17 protein-coding genes are annotated in these 14,367 nt (G+C 71.3%); 2 read left to right on the top strand and 15 right to left on the bottom strand.

Annotated elements, in window-relative coordinates:
* The first annotated feature begins 88 nt into the window (after nucleotides 1-88).
* The gene (locus PSD17_RS20755; protein ID WP_103380899.1) at nucleotides 89-691 is read left to right on the top strand and encodes a cob(I)yrinic acid a,c-diamide adenosyltransferase; all 603 of its coding nucleotides are present in this window, start codon (nucleotides 89-91) and stop codon (nucleotides 689-691) included.
* Nucleotides 692-700: 9 nt separating this feature from the next.
* On the opposite strand, the gene PSD17_RS20750 is transcribed toward PSD17_RS20755, so the two are convergent.
* From PSD17_RS20750 to glyA, 14 genes are all read right to left on the bottom strand, one after another.
* Complete coding sequence (locus PSD17_RS20750; RefSeq protein ID WP_013673854.1) at nucleotides 701-1,138, bottom strand: DUF2550 domain-containing protein; 438 nt, start codon at nucleotides 1,136-1,138, stop codon at nucleotides 701-703.
* Nucleotides 1,139-1,175: 37 nt separating this feature from the next.
* Nucleotides 1,176-1,556, bottom strand: a complete 381-nt coding sequence (locus tag PSD17_RS20745; RefSeq protein ID WP_339124199.1) for a F0F1 ATP synthase subunit epsilon — start codon at nucleotides 1,554-1,556, stop codon at nucleotides 1,176-1,178.
* A 19-nt stretch (nucleotides 1,557-1,575) separates the two neighbouring features.
* Nucleotides 1,576-3,003, bottom strand: coding sequence for a F0F1 ATP synthase subunit beta (atpD, locus tag PSD17_RS20740; protein WP_013673852.1), 1,428 nt, complete (start codon nucleotides 3,001-3,003; stop codon nucleotides 1,576-1,578).
* Nucleotides 3,003-4,001: a F0F1 ATP synthase subunit gamma gene (locus tag PSD17_RS20735; RefSeq protein WP_013673851.1), complete on the bottom strand. Its 999-nt coding sequence runs from the start codon at nucleotides 3,999-4,001 to the stop codon at nucleotides 3,003-3,005. The genes atpD and PSD17_RS20735 overlap by 1 nt, the downstream gene beginning before the upstream one ends.
* Before the next feature lie 13 nt (nucleotides 4,002-4,014).
* Nucleotides 4,015-5,658, bottom strand: coding sequence for a F0F1 ATP synthase subunit alpha (gene atpA, locus PSD17_RS20730; protein ID WP_013673850.1), 1,644 nt, complete (start codon nucleotides 5,656-5,658; stop codon nucleotides 4,015-4,017).
* 64 nt (nucleotides 5,659-5,722) lie between these two features.
* The gene (locus PSD17_RS20725) at nucleotides 5,723-6,565 is read right to left on the bottom strand and encodes a F0F1 ATP synthase subunit delta (RefSeq protein ID WP_339124198.1); all 843 of its coding nucleotides are present in this window, start codon (nucleotides 6,563-6,565) and stop codon (nucleotides 5,723-5,725) included.
* The gene (gene atpF, locus PSD17_RS20720; RefSeq protein ID WP_339124197.1) at nucleotides 6,565-7,092 is read right to left on the bottom strand and encodes a F0F1 ATP synthase subunit B; all 528 of its coding nucleotides are present in this window, start codon (nucleotides 7,090-7,092) and stop codon (nucleotides 6,565-6,567) included. The genes PSD17_RS20725 and atpF overlap by 1 nt, the downstream gene beginning before the upstream one ends.
* Nucleotides 7,092-7,646, bottom strand: coding sequence for a F0F1 ATP synthase subunit B (locus tag PSD17_RS20715; protein WP_013673847.1), 555 nt, complete (start codon nucleotides 7,644-7,646; stop codon nucleotides 7,092-7,094). The genes atpF and PSD17_RS20715 overlap by 1 nt, the downstream gene beginning before the upstream one ends.
* A 7-nt stretch (nucleotides 7,647-7,653) precedes the next feature.
* Nucleotides 7,654-7,929 carry an ATP synthase F0 subunit C gene (gene atpE, locus PSD17_RS20710; protein WP_013673846.1) on the bottom strand — a complete coding sequence of 92 codons (276 nt, stop codon included), beginning with the start codon at nucleotides 7,927-7,929 and terminating at the stop codon, nucleotides 7,654-7,656.
* Between the two features lie 107 nt (nucleotides 7,930-8,036).
* A complete protein-coding gene (gene atpB / locus PSD17_RS20705; RefSeq protein ID WP_013673845.1) occupies nucleotides 8,037-8,771 on the bottom strand; it encodes a F0F1 ATP synthase subunit A in 735 nt (244 codons plus the stop codon).
* Nucleotides 8,768-9,172 carry a hypothetical protein gene (locus tag PSD17_RS20700; RefSeq protein ID WP_013673844.1) on the bottom strand — a complete coding sequence of 135 codons (405 nt, stop codon included), beginning with the start codon at nucleotides 9,170-9,172 and terminating at the stop codon, nucleotides 8,768-8,770. Before PSD17_RS20700 ends, atpB begins: the two co-directional genes overlap by 4 nt.
* A 46-nt stretch (nucleotides 9,173-9,218) precedes the next feature.
* The gene (locus tag PSD17_RS20695) at nucleotides 9,219-9,437 is read right to left on the bottom strand and encodes an AtpZ/AtpI family protein (protein WP_013673843.1); all 219 of its coding nucleotides are present in this window, start codon (nucleotides 9,435-9,437) and stop codon (nucleotides 9,219-9,221) included.
* 194 nt (nucleotides 9,438-9,631) lie between these two features.
* Complete coding sequence (locus PSD17_RS20690; RefSeq protein ID WP_041760752.1) at nucleotides 9,632-10,813, bottom strand: glycosyltransferase family 4 protein; 1,182 nt, start codon at nucleotides 10,811-10,813, stop codon at nucleotides 9,632-9,634.
* A 36-nt stretch (nucleotides 10,814-10,849) separates the two neighbouring features.
* Nucleotides 10,850-12,130, bottom strand: coding sequence for a serine hydroxymethyltransferase (glyA, locus tag PSD17_RS20685; RefSeq protein ID WP_013673841.1), 1,281 nt, complete (start codon nucleotides 12,128-12,130; stop codon nucleotides 10,850-10,852).
* A gap of 113 nt (nucleotides 12,131-12,243) precedes the next feature.
* Between glyA and PSD17_RS20680 the strand changes: the two genes are divergently transcribed.
* Nucleotides 12,244-12,930, top strand: a complete 687-nt coding sequence (locus PSD17_RS20680; RefSeq protein WP_339124195.1) for a TetR/AcrR family transcriptional regulator — start codon at nucleotides 12,244-12,246, stop codon at nucleotides 12,928-12,930.
* 774 nt (nucleotides 12,931-13,704) lie between these two features.
* On the opposite strand, the gene PSD17_RS20675 is transcribed toward PSD17_RS20680, so the two are convergent.
* Nucleotides 13,705-14,349: an L-threonylcarbamoyladenylate synthase gene (locus PSD17_RS20675; protein WP_013673839.1), complete on the bottom strand. Its 645-nt coding sequence runs from the start codon at nucleotides 14,347-14,349 to the stop codon at nucleotides 13,705-13,707.
* Between the last annotated feature and the right edge of the window lie 18 nt (nucleotides 14,350-14,367).

Here is a 14,367-nt window from a genome sequence, read left to right as displayed (position 1 = left end):
GCCCGGCCAGGTGCCCACCCCGGGGCGTGTCGCGCCCGGCAGGGGGTGTACCGCGCGGCGCGCGGGGCCCGACGGCTACCGTCGTCCCATGGCCGTGCACCTGACCAGGATCTACACCCGCACCGGCGACGACGGGACGACCGCGCTCGGCGACTTCAGCCGGGTGCGCAAGACCGACCCGAGGCTCGCGGCCTACGCCGACACCGACGAGGCCAACGCCGCGATCGGTGTCGCCGTCACCGTCGGCGGGCTCGCCGAGCGCGTCCTGGTGCCGCTGCGCCAGATCCAGAACGACCTGTTCGACGTCGGGGCCGACCTCTGCGCGCCGATCGTCGAGAACCCGGAGTACCCGCCGCTGCGGGTGACCGACGCCTACGTCGAGCGCCTCGAGGGCTGGTGCGACGAGTTCAACGAGGGCCTGCCCAAGCTCGCGTCGTTCATCCTGCCCGGCGGTACCCCGGGCGCGGCGTACCTGCACGTCGCCCGCACGGTGACGCGCCGCGCCGAGCGGTCGGTGTGGGCGCTGCTGGAGGCCGACGCCGAGCGGACCAACCCGCTCACGGCGCGCTATCTCAACCGGCTCTCGGACCTGTTGTTCATCCTCGGCCGGGTCGCCAACCCGGGTGGCGACGTGCTGTGGCAGCCCGGCGGGCCCCAGGGCTCGGCGCAGGCCGCCCCGCAGGAGGGCTGAGCAGGCCCGTCAGGACGCCTGCCGGTACCCCGTCGTGCGTCCGGGCGGGGCCGCCTCCAGCCACGACAGGAAGCCCGTCAGGACGCCGGGCGACATCGCCAGTTCCAGGTCCTCGCCGTGCGTGCGCAGCCGCAGCACGGCCGACGCGTGCGGGATCGCGTAGGTCTCGACCGCTCCCGGCGCCCGCCTGTCGACGATCCGCAGGTCGGTGCGGTCCATCCGCAGTGTCGGGCCGAACCTGACGCTGGTCAGGCGGTGCCAGGCGAACTCGTCGCCGTGGTAGCGCCCCACGCCGAAGTGCCAGCCCGCGACGTCGTCGGCCCCGACGAACGAGGCGGGGCGGCGGCGCAGACACAGGTCCACGCCACCGCCCCGCATGAGACGTACACGCCGCACGGCGAACCAGCCGAGCAGCAGACAGGCACACACGAGAACGATCCCGACCACGGACGCAACCGTTCCCACAGTGCTGCCTTGCTTCCTGCTACTGCGCCCCGGCCGCCTTGAGCCGCGCTTCGGCCCGGGCCCTGGCCGCGGCTCCTTCCGGATCGGACTCGTCCGCCCGGTCGAGCGCCGCGCGTGCCCGGTTCACGTCGATCTCCTCGGAGAGCTCCGCGAACTCGGCGAGGATCGACACGTGGTCGGGCGTGACCGACAGGAAGCCGCCGTGCACGGCCACGGTCAGCGACTGGCCGTCGGTGGTGTCGACGCGCACGACACCCGCGTCCTCCAGCTGAGCCAGGGTCGGCTCGTGGCCGGGCAGCACGCCGATCTCGCCGACCGTGGTCCGGGCCAGCACGAACGTCGCCTGCCCCGTCCAGATCTTCCGCTCGACCGACACGAGGTCGACCGTCATCTCCGCCATGATGCCCTTTCCGGCCCGATCAGCCCTGCAGCCGCTTGCGGTTCTTCTCGAGGTCCTCGAGACCACCGCAGAGGAAGAACGCCTGCTCGGGAACGTCGTCGAACTCGCCCTTGGCGATCTTGTCGAAGGACTCGATCGTCTCCTTGAGCGGGACCGTCGAGCCCGGCTGGCCGGTGAACTGCTCGGCGACCAGCAGGTTCTGCGACAGGAAGCGCTCGATGCGCCGCGCGCGACCGACGAGCTGCTTGTCCTCCTCGGACAGCTCGTCGATACCGAGGATGGCGATGATGTCCTGCAGGTCGGAGTAGCGCTGCAGGATCCGCTTGACCTCGTTGGCGACGCGGAAGTGCTCGTCGCCGATGTACTGCGGGTCGAGGATCCGCGAGGTCGAGGTCAGCGGGTCGACCGCCGGGTAGATGCCCTTCTGCGAGATGGGGCGGGAGAGCTCCGTCGTCGCGTCCAGGTGGGCGAACGTGGTCGCCGGGGCGGGGTCGGTGTAGTCGTCCGCGGGGACGTAGATCGCCTGCATCGAGGTGATCGACCGGCCACGCGTCGAGGTGATGCGCTCCTGCAGCTCGCCCATCTCGTCGGCCAGCGTCGGCTGGTAACCGACGGCGCTCGGCATACGGCCGAGCAGCGTGGAGACCTCCGAGCCGGCCTGGGTGAACCGGAAGATGTTGTCGATGAAGAGCAGCACGTCCTGGTTCTGCTCGTCACGGAAGTACTCGGCCATGGTCAGGGCCGACAGCGCGACGCGCATACGCGTGCCGGGCGGCTCGTCCATCTGACCGAAGACCAGCGCGGTGTCGGCGATGACGCCCGACTCCGTCATCTCCGTGATGAGGTCGTTGCCCTCGCGGGTGCGCTCACCGACACCGGCGAACACCGACGTACCACCGAAGTTCTTGGCGACACGGGTGATCATCTCCTGGATGAGCACCGTCTTGCCGACGCCGGCACCGCCGAACAGGCCGATCTTGCCGCCCTGCACGTACGGGGTGAGCAGGTCGATAACCTTGATGCCGGTCTCCAGCATCTCGGTACGGCCCTCGAGCTGGTCGAACGACGGCGCCTTGCGGTGGATGCCCCACAGCTCGCCGGTGATCTCCAGGTCGGGCTTGTCGAGGCACTCGCCGAGCGCGTTGAACACGTGGCCCTTGACCTGGTCGCCGACGGGCACCGAGATCGGCCGGTTCAGGTCGGTGACCGCCTGGCCACGGACCAGGCCGTCGGTCGGCTGCATCGAGATGGCGCGGACCAGGTTGTCGCCCAGGTGCTGGGCGACCTCGAGGGTCAGCGTCTTGGCCAGGTCGCCGAACTCCACCTCGACGGTGAGCGCGTTGTAGAGGTCCGGCACGTTGTTGCGCGGGAACTCCACGTCGACGACCGGGCCGGTGACCCGGACGACCCGGCCGGTTGTGGTCGCAGTGTCAGCGGTCGCGGTCATCAGCTCTCACTTCCTGAACTCACGAGAGCGTCGGCCCCACCGACGATCTCACTGATCTCCTGGGTGATCTGTGCCTGACGTGCCTGGTTGGCTTCCAGTGTCAGGGTACGGATCAACTCGTTCGCGTTGTCGGTCGCGGCCTTCATCGCGCGCTGCCGGTTGGCCGACTCCGACGCGGCGGAGTCGAGGAGGGCGGCGAACAGCCGGGCGCCGATGTACTTCGGCAGCAGCGCGTCGAAGAGCGCATCCGCGTCGGGCTCGAACTCGTAGAGCGCCTTCGGGCCCGACGACTGCTCACGGACGTCGGCGGGCGTCACACCGGTGGCCCCGCCGGTCGCGGTCTCGGAGGTCGCGTCGAGCGCCGACTCGCCCCCGACGTACTCGACCTCCATCGGCGCCATCCGCCGCGCCTGCGGCGTCTGGCTGACCATGTTGCGGAACTGCGTGTAGACCAGGTGCAGCTCGTCGACGCCCTTGACGCCGTCCTCGTCGATCTCGCCGTCGCTGCCGACCATGAAGGCGTTGACGAGCGTGCGCGCGACCTCCGCCGCGTGCACGTACTCCGGCTGCTCCGAGAAGCCGGTCCAGGATGCCTGGACGGGCTGCCGGCGGAACCGGTAGTAGTTGACGCCCTTGCGGCCGATCACGTAGAGGACCGGCTCCTTGCCCTGCTCACGCAGCAGCGAGCGGAGCTGCTCGGTCTCCTTGAGCACGTTCGCGTTGTAGCCACCGGCCTGACCGCGGTCGCTGGTGACCACCAGCACCGCGGCCCGCTTGGCCTCCGGCCGCTCGACGAGCAGCGGGTGGTCGAGCGCCGCGTTGGACGCCAGCTCGCTGAGGACCGAGGTCATCAGCTCGGCGTACGGCCGCGACTGCTCGACCCGCGCGCGGGCCTTCGCGATCCGCGACGTCGCGATGAGCTCCATCGCCCGCGTGATCTTCTTGATGGACTGCGTCGACCTGATCCGCCGCCGCAGCACCCGGATCTGTGCCGCCATCGGTCCCTACCCGTCAGCTCGAAGCCGGAGCCGGCTTGTTGACCTTCACGGTCTCCTGCTCGACCTCGTCCTCGTCGAGCGCCTTCTCGTCCTTGACGACGACCGAGGAGCCGTCGGAGGCCGTGAAGTCGCGCTTGAAGGCGTCGACGATGCCCTGGAGCCGCTCGACGTTCTCGTCGGAGAGCTTGCCGGTCTCGACGATCTCGTCGATCGCCGCCGCGTGGTTGCGGTGCACGTGGGCGAGGAACTCGCTCTCGAAGCGGCCGACGTCGGCGACCGGGACGGAGTCGAGCTGGCCCGAGGTGCCCAGCCAGATCGCGACGACCTCGTCCTCGACCGAGAACGGCGAGTACTGGGCCTGCTTGAGCAGCTCGACCAGGCGCTCACCGCGGCCGAGGGCCCGCGCCGACGCGTCGTCGAGGTCGGAGCCGAACGCCGCGAAGGCCTCCAGCTCGCGGTACTGCGACAGGTCCAGACGCAGCGAGCCCGACACCGTGCGCATCGCGCGGACCTGCGCCGAGCCACCGACCCGGGAGACCGAGATCCCGACGTTGATCGCCGGTCGGACGCCCTGGTTGAACAGGTCGGACTCGAGGAAGACCTGGCCGTCGGTGATCGAGATGACGTTGGTCGGGATGTACGCCGAGACGTCGTTGGCCTTGGTCTCGATGATCGGCAGGCCGGTCATCGAGCCGCCGCCGAGCTCGTCGGACAGCTTCGCGCAGCGCTCCAGCAGGCGCGAGTGCAGGTAGAAGACGTCGCCCGGGTAGGCCTCGCGGCCCGGCGGGCGGCGCAGCAGCAGCGAGATCGCGCGGTACGCCTCGGCCTGCTTGGACAGGTCGTCGAAGACGATCAGGACGTGCTTGCCCTGGTACATCCAGTGCTGGCCCAGCGCCGAGCCGGTGTAGGGCGCGAGCCACTTGAAGCCGGCCGGGTCGGACGCGGGGGCCGCGACGATCGTCGTGTACTCCAGGGCACCCGCGTCCTCGAGGGCCTGGCGGACGCCGGCGATCGTGGAGCCCTTCTGGCCGATCGCGACGTAGATGCAGCGGACCTGCTTGGCGGGGTCGCCGCTGGCCCAGTTGTCCTTCTGGTTGATGATCGTGTCGACGCAGACCGCGGTCTTGCCGGTCTTGCGGTCGCCGATGATCAGCTGGCGCTGGCCGCGGCCGATCGGCGTCATGGCGTCGATCGCCTTGATGCCGGTCTGCAGCGGCTCCTTCACCGACTGCCGCTCGACCACGGACGCGGCCTGCAGCTCGAGGACGCGCTGCTCCTCCGCCTCGATGTCGCCGAGGCCGTCGATCGCGTTGCCCAGCGGGTCGATGACCCGGCCGAGGAACCCGTCGCCGACCGGCACCGAGAGGATGCTGTTGGTGCGGCGGACCGGCTGGCCCTCCTCGATCCCGGCGTAGTCGCCGAGGACGACCGCACCGATCACGCGCTGGTCGAGGTTGAGGGCAACCCCACGGACGCCGCCCTCGAACTCGAGCAGCTCGTTGGTCATCGCCGAGGGCAGGCCCTCGACGTGGGCGATGCCGTCACCGGTGTCGACGACGGCGCCCACCTCCTCGCGGGAGGTCTGGCTCTCCAGCGACGAGACGTAGCTGGAGATCGCACTCCGGATCTCCTCCGGGGAGATCGTCAGCTCTGCCATGGCTCTCGTCTTTCCTTCTGTCGGTCGCGCTGTGCGCGTCGCGTGGGGGTGTGTCGGCCGGTGCTCAGGTCGGCAGCCCGCGGCGGGCGGCGGCCAGCCGGCCGGCCACACTGCCGTCGATCAGCTCGCCATCGACCTGGACGACGAGCCCGCCGAGGATCTCGGGATCGTGCTCGACCTGCAGCGAGATCGGGCGGCCGTACAGCCTGCCCAGCGACTCGGTCAGGCGCTGCTCCTGCTGGTCGGTCAGCGCGACGGCCGACCGCACGTGCGCGACGTAGCGGTCCCGGCGGGCTGCGGCCAGCTCGGCGAGCTGCCCGGCGACGATGTCGAGCGCCAGCCCGCGCGGCGACCGCACGGCCTGTTCGAGCAGCGTCGTCGTGACCGTCGACGCCTTGCCGCGCAACAGCTCCGAGAGCAGACCGACGCGCTTGTCGGCCGGCGTCGAGCGGTCGGCGAGCAGGCGGGCCAGTTGCGGCTCACGGTCGAGGATGCGACCGAAGCGGAAGAGCTGGTCCTCGACCTCGTCGAGTGACCCGTCCTTCTCGGCCACGCCGAGCACCGCCCGGCGGGCGAGCGCCTCCAGGGCGTCCAGCAGGTCGATCGAGCGCGACCAGCGTGCCGACACCAGTGTGCTGACCAGGTCGAGCGCCGCAGCGCCGATCTTGCCCTCGAGCAGCCGGCGGGCGAGCTCGGTGCGGGCCTCCGGGGCCACGGCCGGGTCGGCGAGGTGCCGGCGCAGGGCGGGCTCGGACTCCAGCAGCCGCTCGACGGCGAACAGGTCGTCGCCCAGGATCGCGAGGTCCGCGCCGGCCGAGGAGTCGACCACGGCGTCGAGCCGCCGCACCGCGTCGGCCAGCGACTCACGGCTGGCCGACTGCAGCTGCGTCTCGGTCGAGGCGGCCATCAGGCTCCTCCCCCTGCGGTCGCGGGAGCATCGGCGGACGTGGCCGCGCGGGTCTCCACGAGCCGGTCGATGTCGTCGAGGAAGTCGTCGACCGACGCGCGGCGGGCGCTCTCGTCGGCCAGCGACTCGACGACCAGCTTCTCGGCCAGGCCGTAGGACTGGGCGCCCAGCTCGGCGCGCATCTGGCGGACCACCTGGTCGCGCTGGGCGGCGAGCTGCTCGCCGCCGCGCGCCTTGGTGCGCTCGATCTCGCGCTTCGCCTGCTCCACGAGCTCGTCGTGGATGCGGGTGGCGTCGGCACGGGCGTCGTCACGGATGCGCGCCGCCTCCTGGCGCGCCTCCTCGACGGCGGACTCGAGCTTGGCCTGCGCCTCGTTCAGCTTGCGCGTGGCCTCCTCGGCCTCGTCGACCTGCTGCTGAACGGTGTCCTGCCGGGCCGTGACCATCTTCTTGAGCACCGGCACGACGAAGCGCCAGATGACCAGGATGACGATCACGAACGCGACGAGTTCGGCGATGATCTCCATCAGCGGACTCCCTCGGCGTCCTTGGCCGAGCCCCGCTCGAGGTCGGCCAGGAAGCTCTCGACGGTCGAACGGTGCCGGCCGTCGTCGATCGGACGGCCCAGTACCCGGGACGCCAGGTCGCTCGACAGGCCCCCGATCTCGGCGCGCAGCGACCGAGCCGTCTCGGCGCGCTGGGCGGCGAGCTCGGCCTCGCCCTGCTCACGCAGCCGGGCGACCTCGCGGTCGGTCTCGGCCCGCATGGTCTCGCGGATCTGCTGGGCGTCGGCGCGGGCCTCGTCGCGGATCGCCGTGGCCTCGCCACGGGCCTCCGCGAGCGAGGCGGCATAGCGCTCCTCGGCCTCGCGCAGCGTGCGCACCGCCCGGTCGCGCTCCTCCACCTGCTTGCGGACCATCTCGTCGCGCTCACGCATGGCCTTGGTCAGCGGCGGCACGACGAACCGGTAGAAGAAGAACAGGACCAGAAGGAAGATCACGATCTCGACGACGATCGTGAAGTTGGGCAGCAGGAAGTTGGTGGTCTCGCCACCCCCCTGCGCCAGCACCGCGGTCGTCATGGCGTGATCACGCCAGGACGAAGACGAACAGCGCCATGAACGCCAGGTTGATGAAGTACATGCCCTCGACCAGACCGATGATCAGGAACATGGTCGTGTTGAGGCGGCCGGCCGCCTCCGGCTGGCGGGCGACACCCTGGATGACCGACGCACCGGCGAGACCGTCACCGATCGCCGCGCCGATGGCGCCACCGGCGAGGGCGATGCCACCACCGATCATCGCGAGGCCGAGCGTGCTCGACCCACCGCTGGCAGCTTCCTGGGCCAGGTAGGAAATGCTCATGACTGACTCTCCTCGTGCTTTCTCGTACCGCGCCGTCGCGTGGCGCGAGTCGTGCGTCGGGGTGGGTTCTTCGGTTGTGCGTGAGGGGTGGGCCTGACGATGCCCGGCTAGTGCGCGTGCTCGTCGGCCTCGCTGCCGACCGCCTCGGTGAAGTAGATGAGGGTGAGCAGCGTGAAGATCAGCGCCTGGATCGCGCCGATGAACATGTCGAACAGCTTCCAGGCCGCCATCGGGACCCACAGCACGTAGGCCGACATCAGCCCGATCACCGCGACCATGATCCCGCCGGCGAAGATGTTGCCGAAGAGCCGCAGCGCGAGCGACAGCGGGCGGGAGAAGTACTGGGTCACGAACTCGATCGGCGCGAGGAACGCGTAGGGCTTCGTGAAGTGCCCGAAGTAGCTCTTCGCGCCCTTGGCCCGGATGCCCGCGACGTTGACCCACACGATGACGAGCAGCGCCATCGGGTAGACGAGGTTCACGTCGGACGTGGGCGGCGGGATCCAGTGCTCGCTGGGCAGCGCGGCGAGCCAGTTGCAGATGAGGATGAAGGCGAACAGCGTGATGCAGAGCCCGACGACACCGCGCGGTGCGCGCAGGCCCATCCCGTCACGAATCTGGCCCTGGACCCACCCGGCGAGCGCCTCGAACGCGACCTGCAACCCCGAGGGGCGGCCCTTGGTCGCACGGCGGGCCATGTAGAAGCCGGCACCACAGACGATCACCGCGGCGATCAGCGTGCCGATGATCGTGTCGAGGTTCACGGTCAGGCCGAAAAGCGACCCCGTCCAGTGCTCACCGGGCTTGATCTCTCCCCCGGCCGCGAGGACCTCGGCATTCATTTCTGTCGGATCTCCTTGATCAACGGCAGGATCGAACTCACGGTGGCCAGCAGCTGGAAGACCGCGAGACCCACGAACACGGCGACCCCCTGGGGGCGCACGAGGAACGCGCAGCCGAACGCGACGACCGTGATGACGGCGAGACGGACCAGCACGCCGCCGGAGAACTTGGCCTTGGACGGGGCGGCGGCGCCGTGCGAGAACCGCACGACCGACCCCATCGCGAAGGCGGAGTTGAGAATCCCGAGGGCGATGCCGACGCATCCGAAGAGCGCGAACAGCCCGTAGCCCAACGGGACGAGAACCGCGACGGCCACGAGCGCCACTGCGGCGCCGATGATCGCCGTGCGGCGGAACGTGGCCCGGGTGACGGGCGGGACGTAGCCCGGAACAGCGGTCACGGAGCCGTCACCCCGTCTCGGTCACTCACCGCGAAACCCCGTTTCGTCACTGAAACCTCTTGAACATCCGGTAGACGAACCCGCCGGCCGCGATCACTCCGAGGAGCAGACCTACGAGCGCGAACACCGGGAACGTTCCGAAGGGAAGGTCGACCAACCATCCCAAACCGAAACCGGCCATCACGCAGAGCGCGATGGTCAAGCCCATGGAGAGGAGGTCGCCCAGTTCGGGACCCTGGGGGCCACCGCGACTGTTGCTGTCCACCTGCTCCTCGCCTCGACGCCGCCGGGTCCGCCACGAGCTTGTGGATACTTTCACAAGCTCGGACGCACCCGGCCGACGACCGGTCTCGAAAACGGACGCTATCACAGCAAATTTCACCGACCACGCCCCCCTGACCTGTGCGGACGAGGCGTACGCCACGTCCGGGGGCGTCGATCACCTGCGGAGCCCGCGGGTCAGGAACGCCCTGGTGAGCCGCGTCTCATCGCCGCGAGGGCGCGGTCGCGCGGCACGACGGTCGCGACGATCGCGACCACGATCCCGGCGCCGACGGCCCACAGCACGGCGGTCGGGTCGTCGACGAGGGCCAACGCCACGGCACCGAAGGCCAGCACCGCGGCCCACAGGTAGATCAGCAGCACCGCGCGACGATGGCTGTGGCCGATCTCGAGCAGCCGGTGGTGCAGGTGCATCTTGTCCGGGGAGAGCGGGCTCGTCCCGGCGCGGGTCCGCCGGATCACCGCCATCAGCAGGTCCAGCAGCGGGACGAACATCACGGCCGCGACGACGATCACCGGCGCGAACAACGCCAGCACGTCGGTCCCGTCGGTCGTCACGCTGATCGGCAACCTGCCCGACGCCCCGGTGGTCGCCGCGGCGAGCAGCACACCGATCAGCATCGACCCCGAGTCGCCCATGAAGATGCGTGCCGGGTTGAAGTTGTGCGGCAAGAAGCCCAGGCAGGCACCGGCCAGCACCGCCGCGAGCAGGGCGGGCGAGTACGCCGACGGGTCGTTGCCGTTCTGGCGTACCAGCCCGATGGCGAACAGCCCGGTCGCGGCGGCCGCGATGAGGCCGACGCCGGCCGCGAGCCCGTCGAGCCCGTCGATGAAGTTCATCGCGTTCACCAGCGCGACGGTGAGCAGCACGGTGAGCAGCACGCCCTGGCTCTGCCCGAGGATCAGCAACGAACCGGAGCTCTGCCCGCCGCCGCCCCACGGCACCCAGAAGACCGCCCACTGGATGCCGAAGAGCACGAGGACGCCCGCCGCCGTGATCTGCCCCGCCAGCTTGGTCAGGGCGTCGAGCTCCCAGCGGTCGTCCAGCACCCCGACCCCGCACAGCAGCGCGGCCGCGATGACGACGCCGAGCACGTCGTCGGAGTAGTCGAACGCCAGCCGCAGTGCCGGCAGCTGCAGCGCGAGGCCGATGCCGGCGAGCACGCCGCCGAACATCGCCAGCCCGCCCCAGCGCGGCGTCGGCGTGGTGTGGACGTCGCGGTTGCGCGGCCACGCCACCGCCCCCGCCTTCAGCGCCAGCACCCGGACCAGGCCGGTGAGCAGGAACGTGACGACGGCAGCGGTCAACCCCGCGAGCAGGTACTCACGGATCGGCAGCCCGAGTCCGACGGGTGCCAGGCCTGGTGCGGCCGCGGCGAGCACGGACCGGGCCGGTCAGCCGCGCGGGTAGGCCGGGACCCGCGCGACGAGGGTCGAGACCGCGTCGGCGACCTCGCGCAGCTCGGCGTCGCCCGCCGGGGTGCCCTGGGGCGCCTTGACCGCCCGCGCCAGCAGCGACGCGACCTCGGCCATGTCCGTCTCGACCATGCCCTGGGTCGTCGAGGCCGGCGAGCCGACCCGGATGCCGGAGGGCTTCATCGGCGGGGCCGGGTCGTACGGGATCGCGTTCTTGTTGAGCGTGATCCGGGCCGCGTCGCACCGCGCCTCGGCCTCGGCGCCGGTGACCCCGATCGGACGGAGGTCGATCAGCGCGAGGTGGGTGTCGGTACCGCCGGAGACGGCCCGCATGCCCTCGGCCTCCAGGCCCTTCGCGAGCGCCTGCGCGTTCGCGATGACCTGCGTCGCGTACTTCTGGTACTCCGGCTGCGCCGCCTCGCGCATCGCGACGGCCTTGGCCGCCACCGCGTGCATCAGCGGGCCGCCCTGGGAGAACGGGAAGACGGCCTTGTCGATGGCCTTGGCGTGCTCCGCCCGGCACAGCACCATGCCGCCGCGCGGGCCGCGCAGCACCTTGTGCGTCGTCGCGGTGACGACGTCGGCGAACGGCACCGGCGACGGGATCGCCTTGCCCGCGACCAGGCCGATGAAGTGCGCGGCGTCGACCATGAGCTTGGCGTCGACCTCGTCGGCGATCTCGCGGAACAGCGCGAAGTCGATCAGGCGCGGGTAGGCCGTCGCACCGCAGATGATGATCTTCGGCCGGTGCTGCAGCGCGAGGTCGCGCACCTGGTCGTAGTCGATCAGCTCGGTGTCCTGGCGGACGGTGTAGGAGACCGCGTCGAACCACAGGCCCGAGAAGTTGACCTTGGAGCCGTGGGTGAGGTGGCCGCCCTGCTTCAGGTCCATGGCCAGCACCGTGTCGCCCGGCTTGGCGAACGCCGCGTAGGCGGCGAGGTTCGCGCTCGCGCCCGAGTGCGGCTGGAGGTTGGCGTGCTCCGCGCCGAACAGCTCCTTGGTGCGGGCGTTGCCGATCTCCTCGGCGACGTCGACGACCTGGCAGCCGCCGTAGTACCGGCGGCCGGGGTAGCCCTCGGCGTACTTGTTCGAGAGCGTCGAGCCCAGCGCGGCCAGGACGGCGGGGCTGGTGAGGTTCTCGCTCGCGATGAGCTGCAGTCCGCCCCGCAGCCGTTCGAGCTCGTCCAGCACGACTCCCGCGATCTCGGGATCCTGCTGCTGCAGTGCGTCGAAGTCCGGGCCCCAGAACGGTGTGCTCACGTCGGTCGAGGTTACCTGCGGCGGTCCTGATCACCGCACCCGGAGGGGCAGGCCTCACAGAGCGATGCTCTCGTCGGTTTCCAATGCTCTCGCAGTGAGGCAGAATCCGTCGCATGTCCGCACCCCGCACCGCCCGCGCCCGCGTCCGCGCGCAGCTGACGGCCGAGATCGCCGACGTCGCCCGCGCGCACCTGGCAACCGACGGCGCCGCCGCGCTCTCACTGCGTGCCGTGGCCCGGGAGCTGGGCATGGCGTCGTCGGCGGTGTACCGCTACTTCCCCAGCCGTGACGACCTGCTGACGACGCTGATCGTCGACGCCTACGACGCGCTCGGCGCCGCGGCGGAGCGGGCCGAGGCGGCGGTCCCGCGCGAGGACCTGCGCGGCCGCCTGCACGCCGCCTGCGGCGCCGCCCGCGACTGGGCGCTCGCCCACCCGCACGAGTACTCGCTGCTCTACGGGTCGCCCGTCCCCGGTTACGCCGCCCCCGAGACGACGATCGGGCCCGCCGCCCGCGTCGGCACGCTCGTGGTCGCGATCATCACCGACGGGCTCGCGAGCGGTGTGCTCACCCCGCTGCCCGGTGTGGCCGACATGCTCGAACCCCGGGTGCTCGCCGACCTCGGCCTCACCGACGACCCCGTACGTGCCGCACTCACCGTCACCGCCTGGTCGGGGCTCTTCGGCGCGATCGGCTGGGAGCTGCACGGTCACACGCACAACATCGTCCGCGACCACGCCGCGTGGTTCCGCTCGGTCGTCGACACCCACGCCGACGCGCTCGGCCTGCCCCGACTCTGAGGCCGGAGTTCCACCCCCGGCACCCTCCGCGCGCAACCCCGGTGCACCAGCCAGCGGGATCCGCGACCGAGGTTGCGCCCGGAACCCCGCGCGCAACGTCAGCGCTGCCGGGCGCGGCGGCACGACGCCGAGCTGCCGCGAGGTGCTGCTCCGGAGGGACTTCGCACGCCTGCTTCCCGAGGAGATCACGCTCGTCGACGGCTGCCGGGTCACGACGCCGCTGCGGAGCGTGTGGGACATCGCCCGCCGGGAGCACCGGACCGACGCCGTCGTCGCCATCGACGCCCTCGCCCGGGTCGGTGGCTTCCCCCGGAGGCATTGGCGGACATGGCTTCCTGCCTCCCACGAACCCGAGGTTCCGCATTCGTCCGGGCCGCGCCGAGCCGGGCCGACGCCCGGGCGGAGTCGCCGATGGAGACCCGGATGCGCCTTCTCCTCGTCGACGCCGGCCTGCCCCCGCCCGTAACCCCGGTACGAGCTGGTCGTCGACGGCCGGGTCGTCGCCCGGTTCGATCTCGCCCACCCGGACGCCCGACTGGCGATCGAGTACGACGGCGCGGGGCACGACGACCGCCTCGACCGGCGTCGCGACATCCGGACCGGCGCGCTCGGCCGGCAGACCATTCGCCTGGTGTCGGCCGGAAGAGGACGCTCCGGTTGCGCTCGGGGTGCCGAGCGCAACCCCGGCGCTGCGCGCCGGCCGGCCCACAACCGTCAGGTTGCGCTCGGGGTACCGCGTCCACCCTCCGCGCCGCGGATCAGTCGGAGCGGGGTTCAGGCGGAGGCGACCTCACGGCCCAGGACCTCGGAGATCGCCGCCACCGACACGGCGCCCTCACGCAGCACCCGAGGGGCGTCCGCGGTGAGGTCGACGACGGTCGACGGGACGTTCTCCTCGGTCGGGCCGCCGTCGAGGTAGACCGCGACGTGCTCGCCGAGCTGCGCGACCGCGTCGGCGGCGTCGACGGCCGGGGCGTGCCCGGAGCGGTTGGCGCTGGACACGGCCATCGGCCCGACGTCGCGCAGCAGCTCGAGCGCCACCGGATGCAGCGGCATCCGCAGCATGACGGTGCCGCGCGTCGTCCCGAGGTCCCAGGCCAGCGAGGGGGCGTGCTGCAGCACCAGCGACAGCCCGCCGGGCCAGAACGCCTCGATGAGCTCGCGCGCCGCCGTGGGGACACCGATGACCAGGCCGTCGATCGTCGACCACGAACCGACGAGGACCGGGACGGGCATGTCGGGCCCACGGCCCTTGGCGGCCAGCAGCGAGCGCACCGCGGTGGCGGAGAAGGCGTCGCAGCCGATTCCGTAGACGGTGTCGGTGGGCAGCACCACCAGGTTGCCGGCCCGGACGGCACGTGCCGCGGCGGCGAGGCCCTCGGCCCGGGCGTCCGGGTCGGCGCAGTCGAACGTCGTCACCCGCGCGAGCCTACGGCC

Origin of the sequence: Pseudonocardia sp. D17, from assembly GCF_036984265.1 — a bacterium.
Classification (GTDB): domain Bacteria; phylum Actinomycetota; class Actinomycetes; order Mycobacteriales; family Pseudonocardiaceae; genus Pseudonocardia; species Pseudonocardia benzenivorans.
The sequence above is the reverse complement of the archived record's forward strand: the minus strand, read 5'-3'. Positions and strand labels throughout refer to the sequence as shown.

Excerpts from the sequence above, each read along its gene's own strand:
- PSD17_RS20755 (WP_103380899.1), top strand. The coding sequence starts at position 89 with ATGGCCGTGCACCTGACCAGGATCTACACCCGCACCGGCGACGACGGG.
- PSD17_RS20745 (WP_339124199.1), bottom strand. The coding sequence starts at position 1,556 with ATGGCGGAGATGACGGTCGACCTCGTGTCGGTCGAGCGGAAGATCTGG.
- atpD (WP_013673852.1), bottom strand. The coding sequence starts at position 3,003 with ATGACCGCGACCGCTGACACTGCGACCACAACCGGCCGGGTCGTCCGG.
- PSD17_RS20735 (WP_013673851.1), bottom strand. The coding sequence starts at position 4,001 with ATGGCGGCACAGATCCGGGTGCTGCGGCGGCGGATCAGGTCGACGCAG.
- atpA (WP_013673850.1), bottom strand. The coding sequence starts at position 5,658 with ATGGCAGAGCTGACGATCTCCCCGGAGGAGATCCGGAGTGCGATCTCC.
- PSD17_RS20725 (WP_339124198.1), bottom strand. The coding sequence starts at position 6,565 with ATGGCCGCCTCGACCGAGACGCAGCTGCAGTCGGCCAGCCGTGAGTCG.
- atpF (WP_339124197.1), bottom strand. The coding sequence starts at position 7,092 with ATGGAGATCATCGCCGAACTCGTCGCGTTCGTGATCGTCATCCTGGTC.
- PSD17_RS20715 (WP_013673847.1), bottom strand. The coding sequence starts at position 7,646 with ATGACGACCGCGGTGCTGGCGCAGGGGGGTGGCGAGACCACCAACTTC.
- atpE (WP_013673846.1), bottom strand. The coding sequence starts at position 7,929 with ATGAGCATTTCCTACCTGGCCCAGGAAGCTGCCAGCGGTGGGTCGAGC.
- atpB (WP_013673845.1), bottom strand. The coding sequence starts at position 8,771 with ATGAATGCCGAGGTCCTCGCGGCCGGGGGAGAGATCAAGCCCGGTGAG.
- PSD17_RS20680 (WP_339124195.1), top strand. The coding sequence starts at position 12,244 with ATGTCCGCACCCCGCACCGCCCGCGCCCGCGTCCGCGCGCAGCTGACG.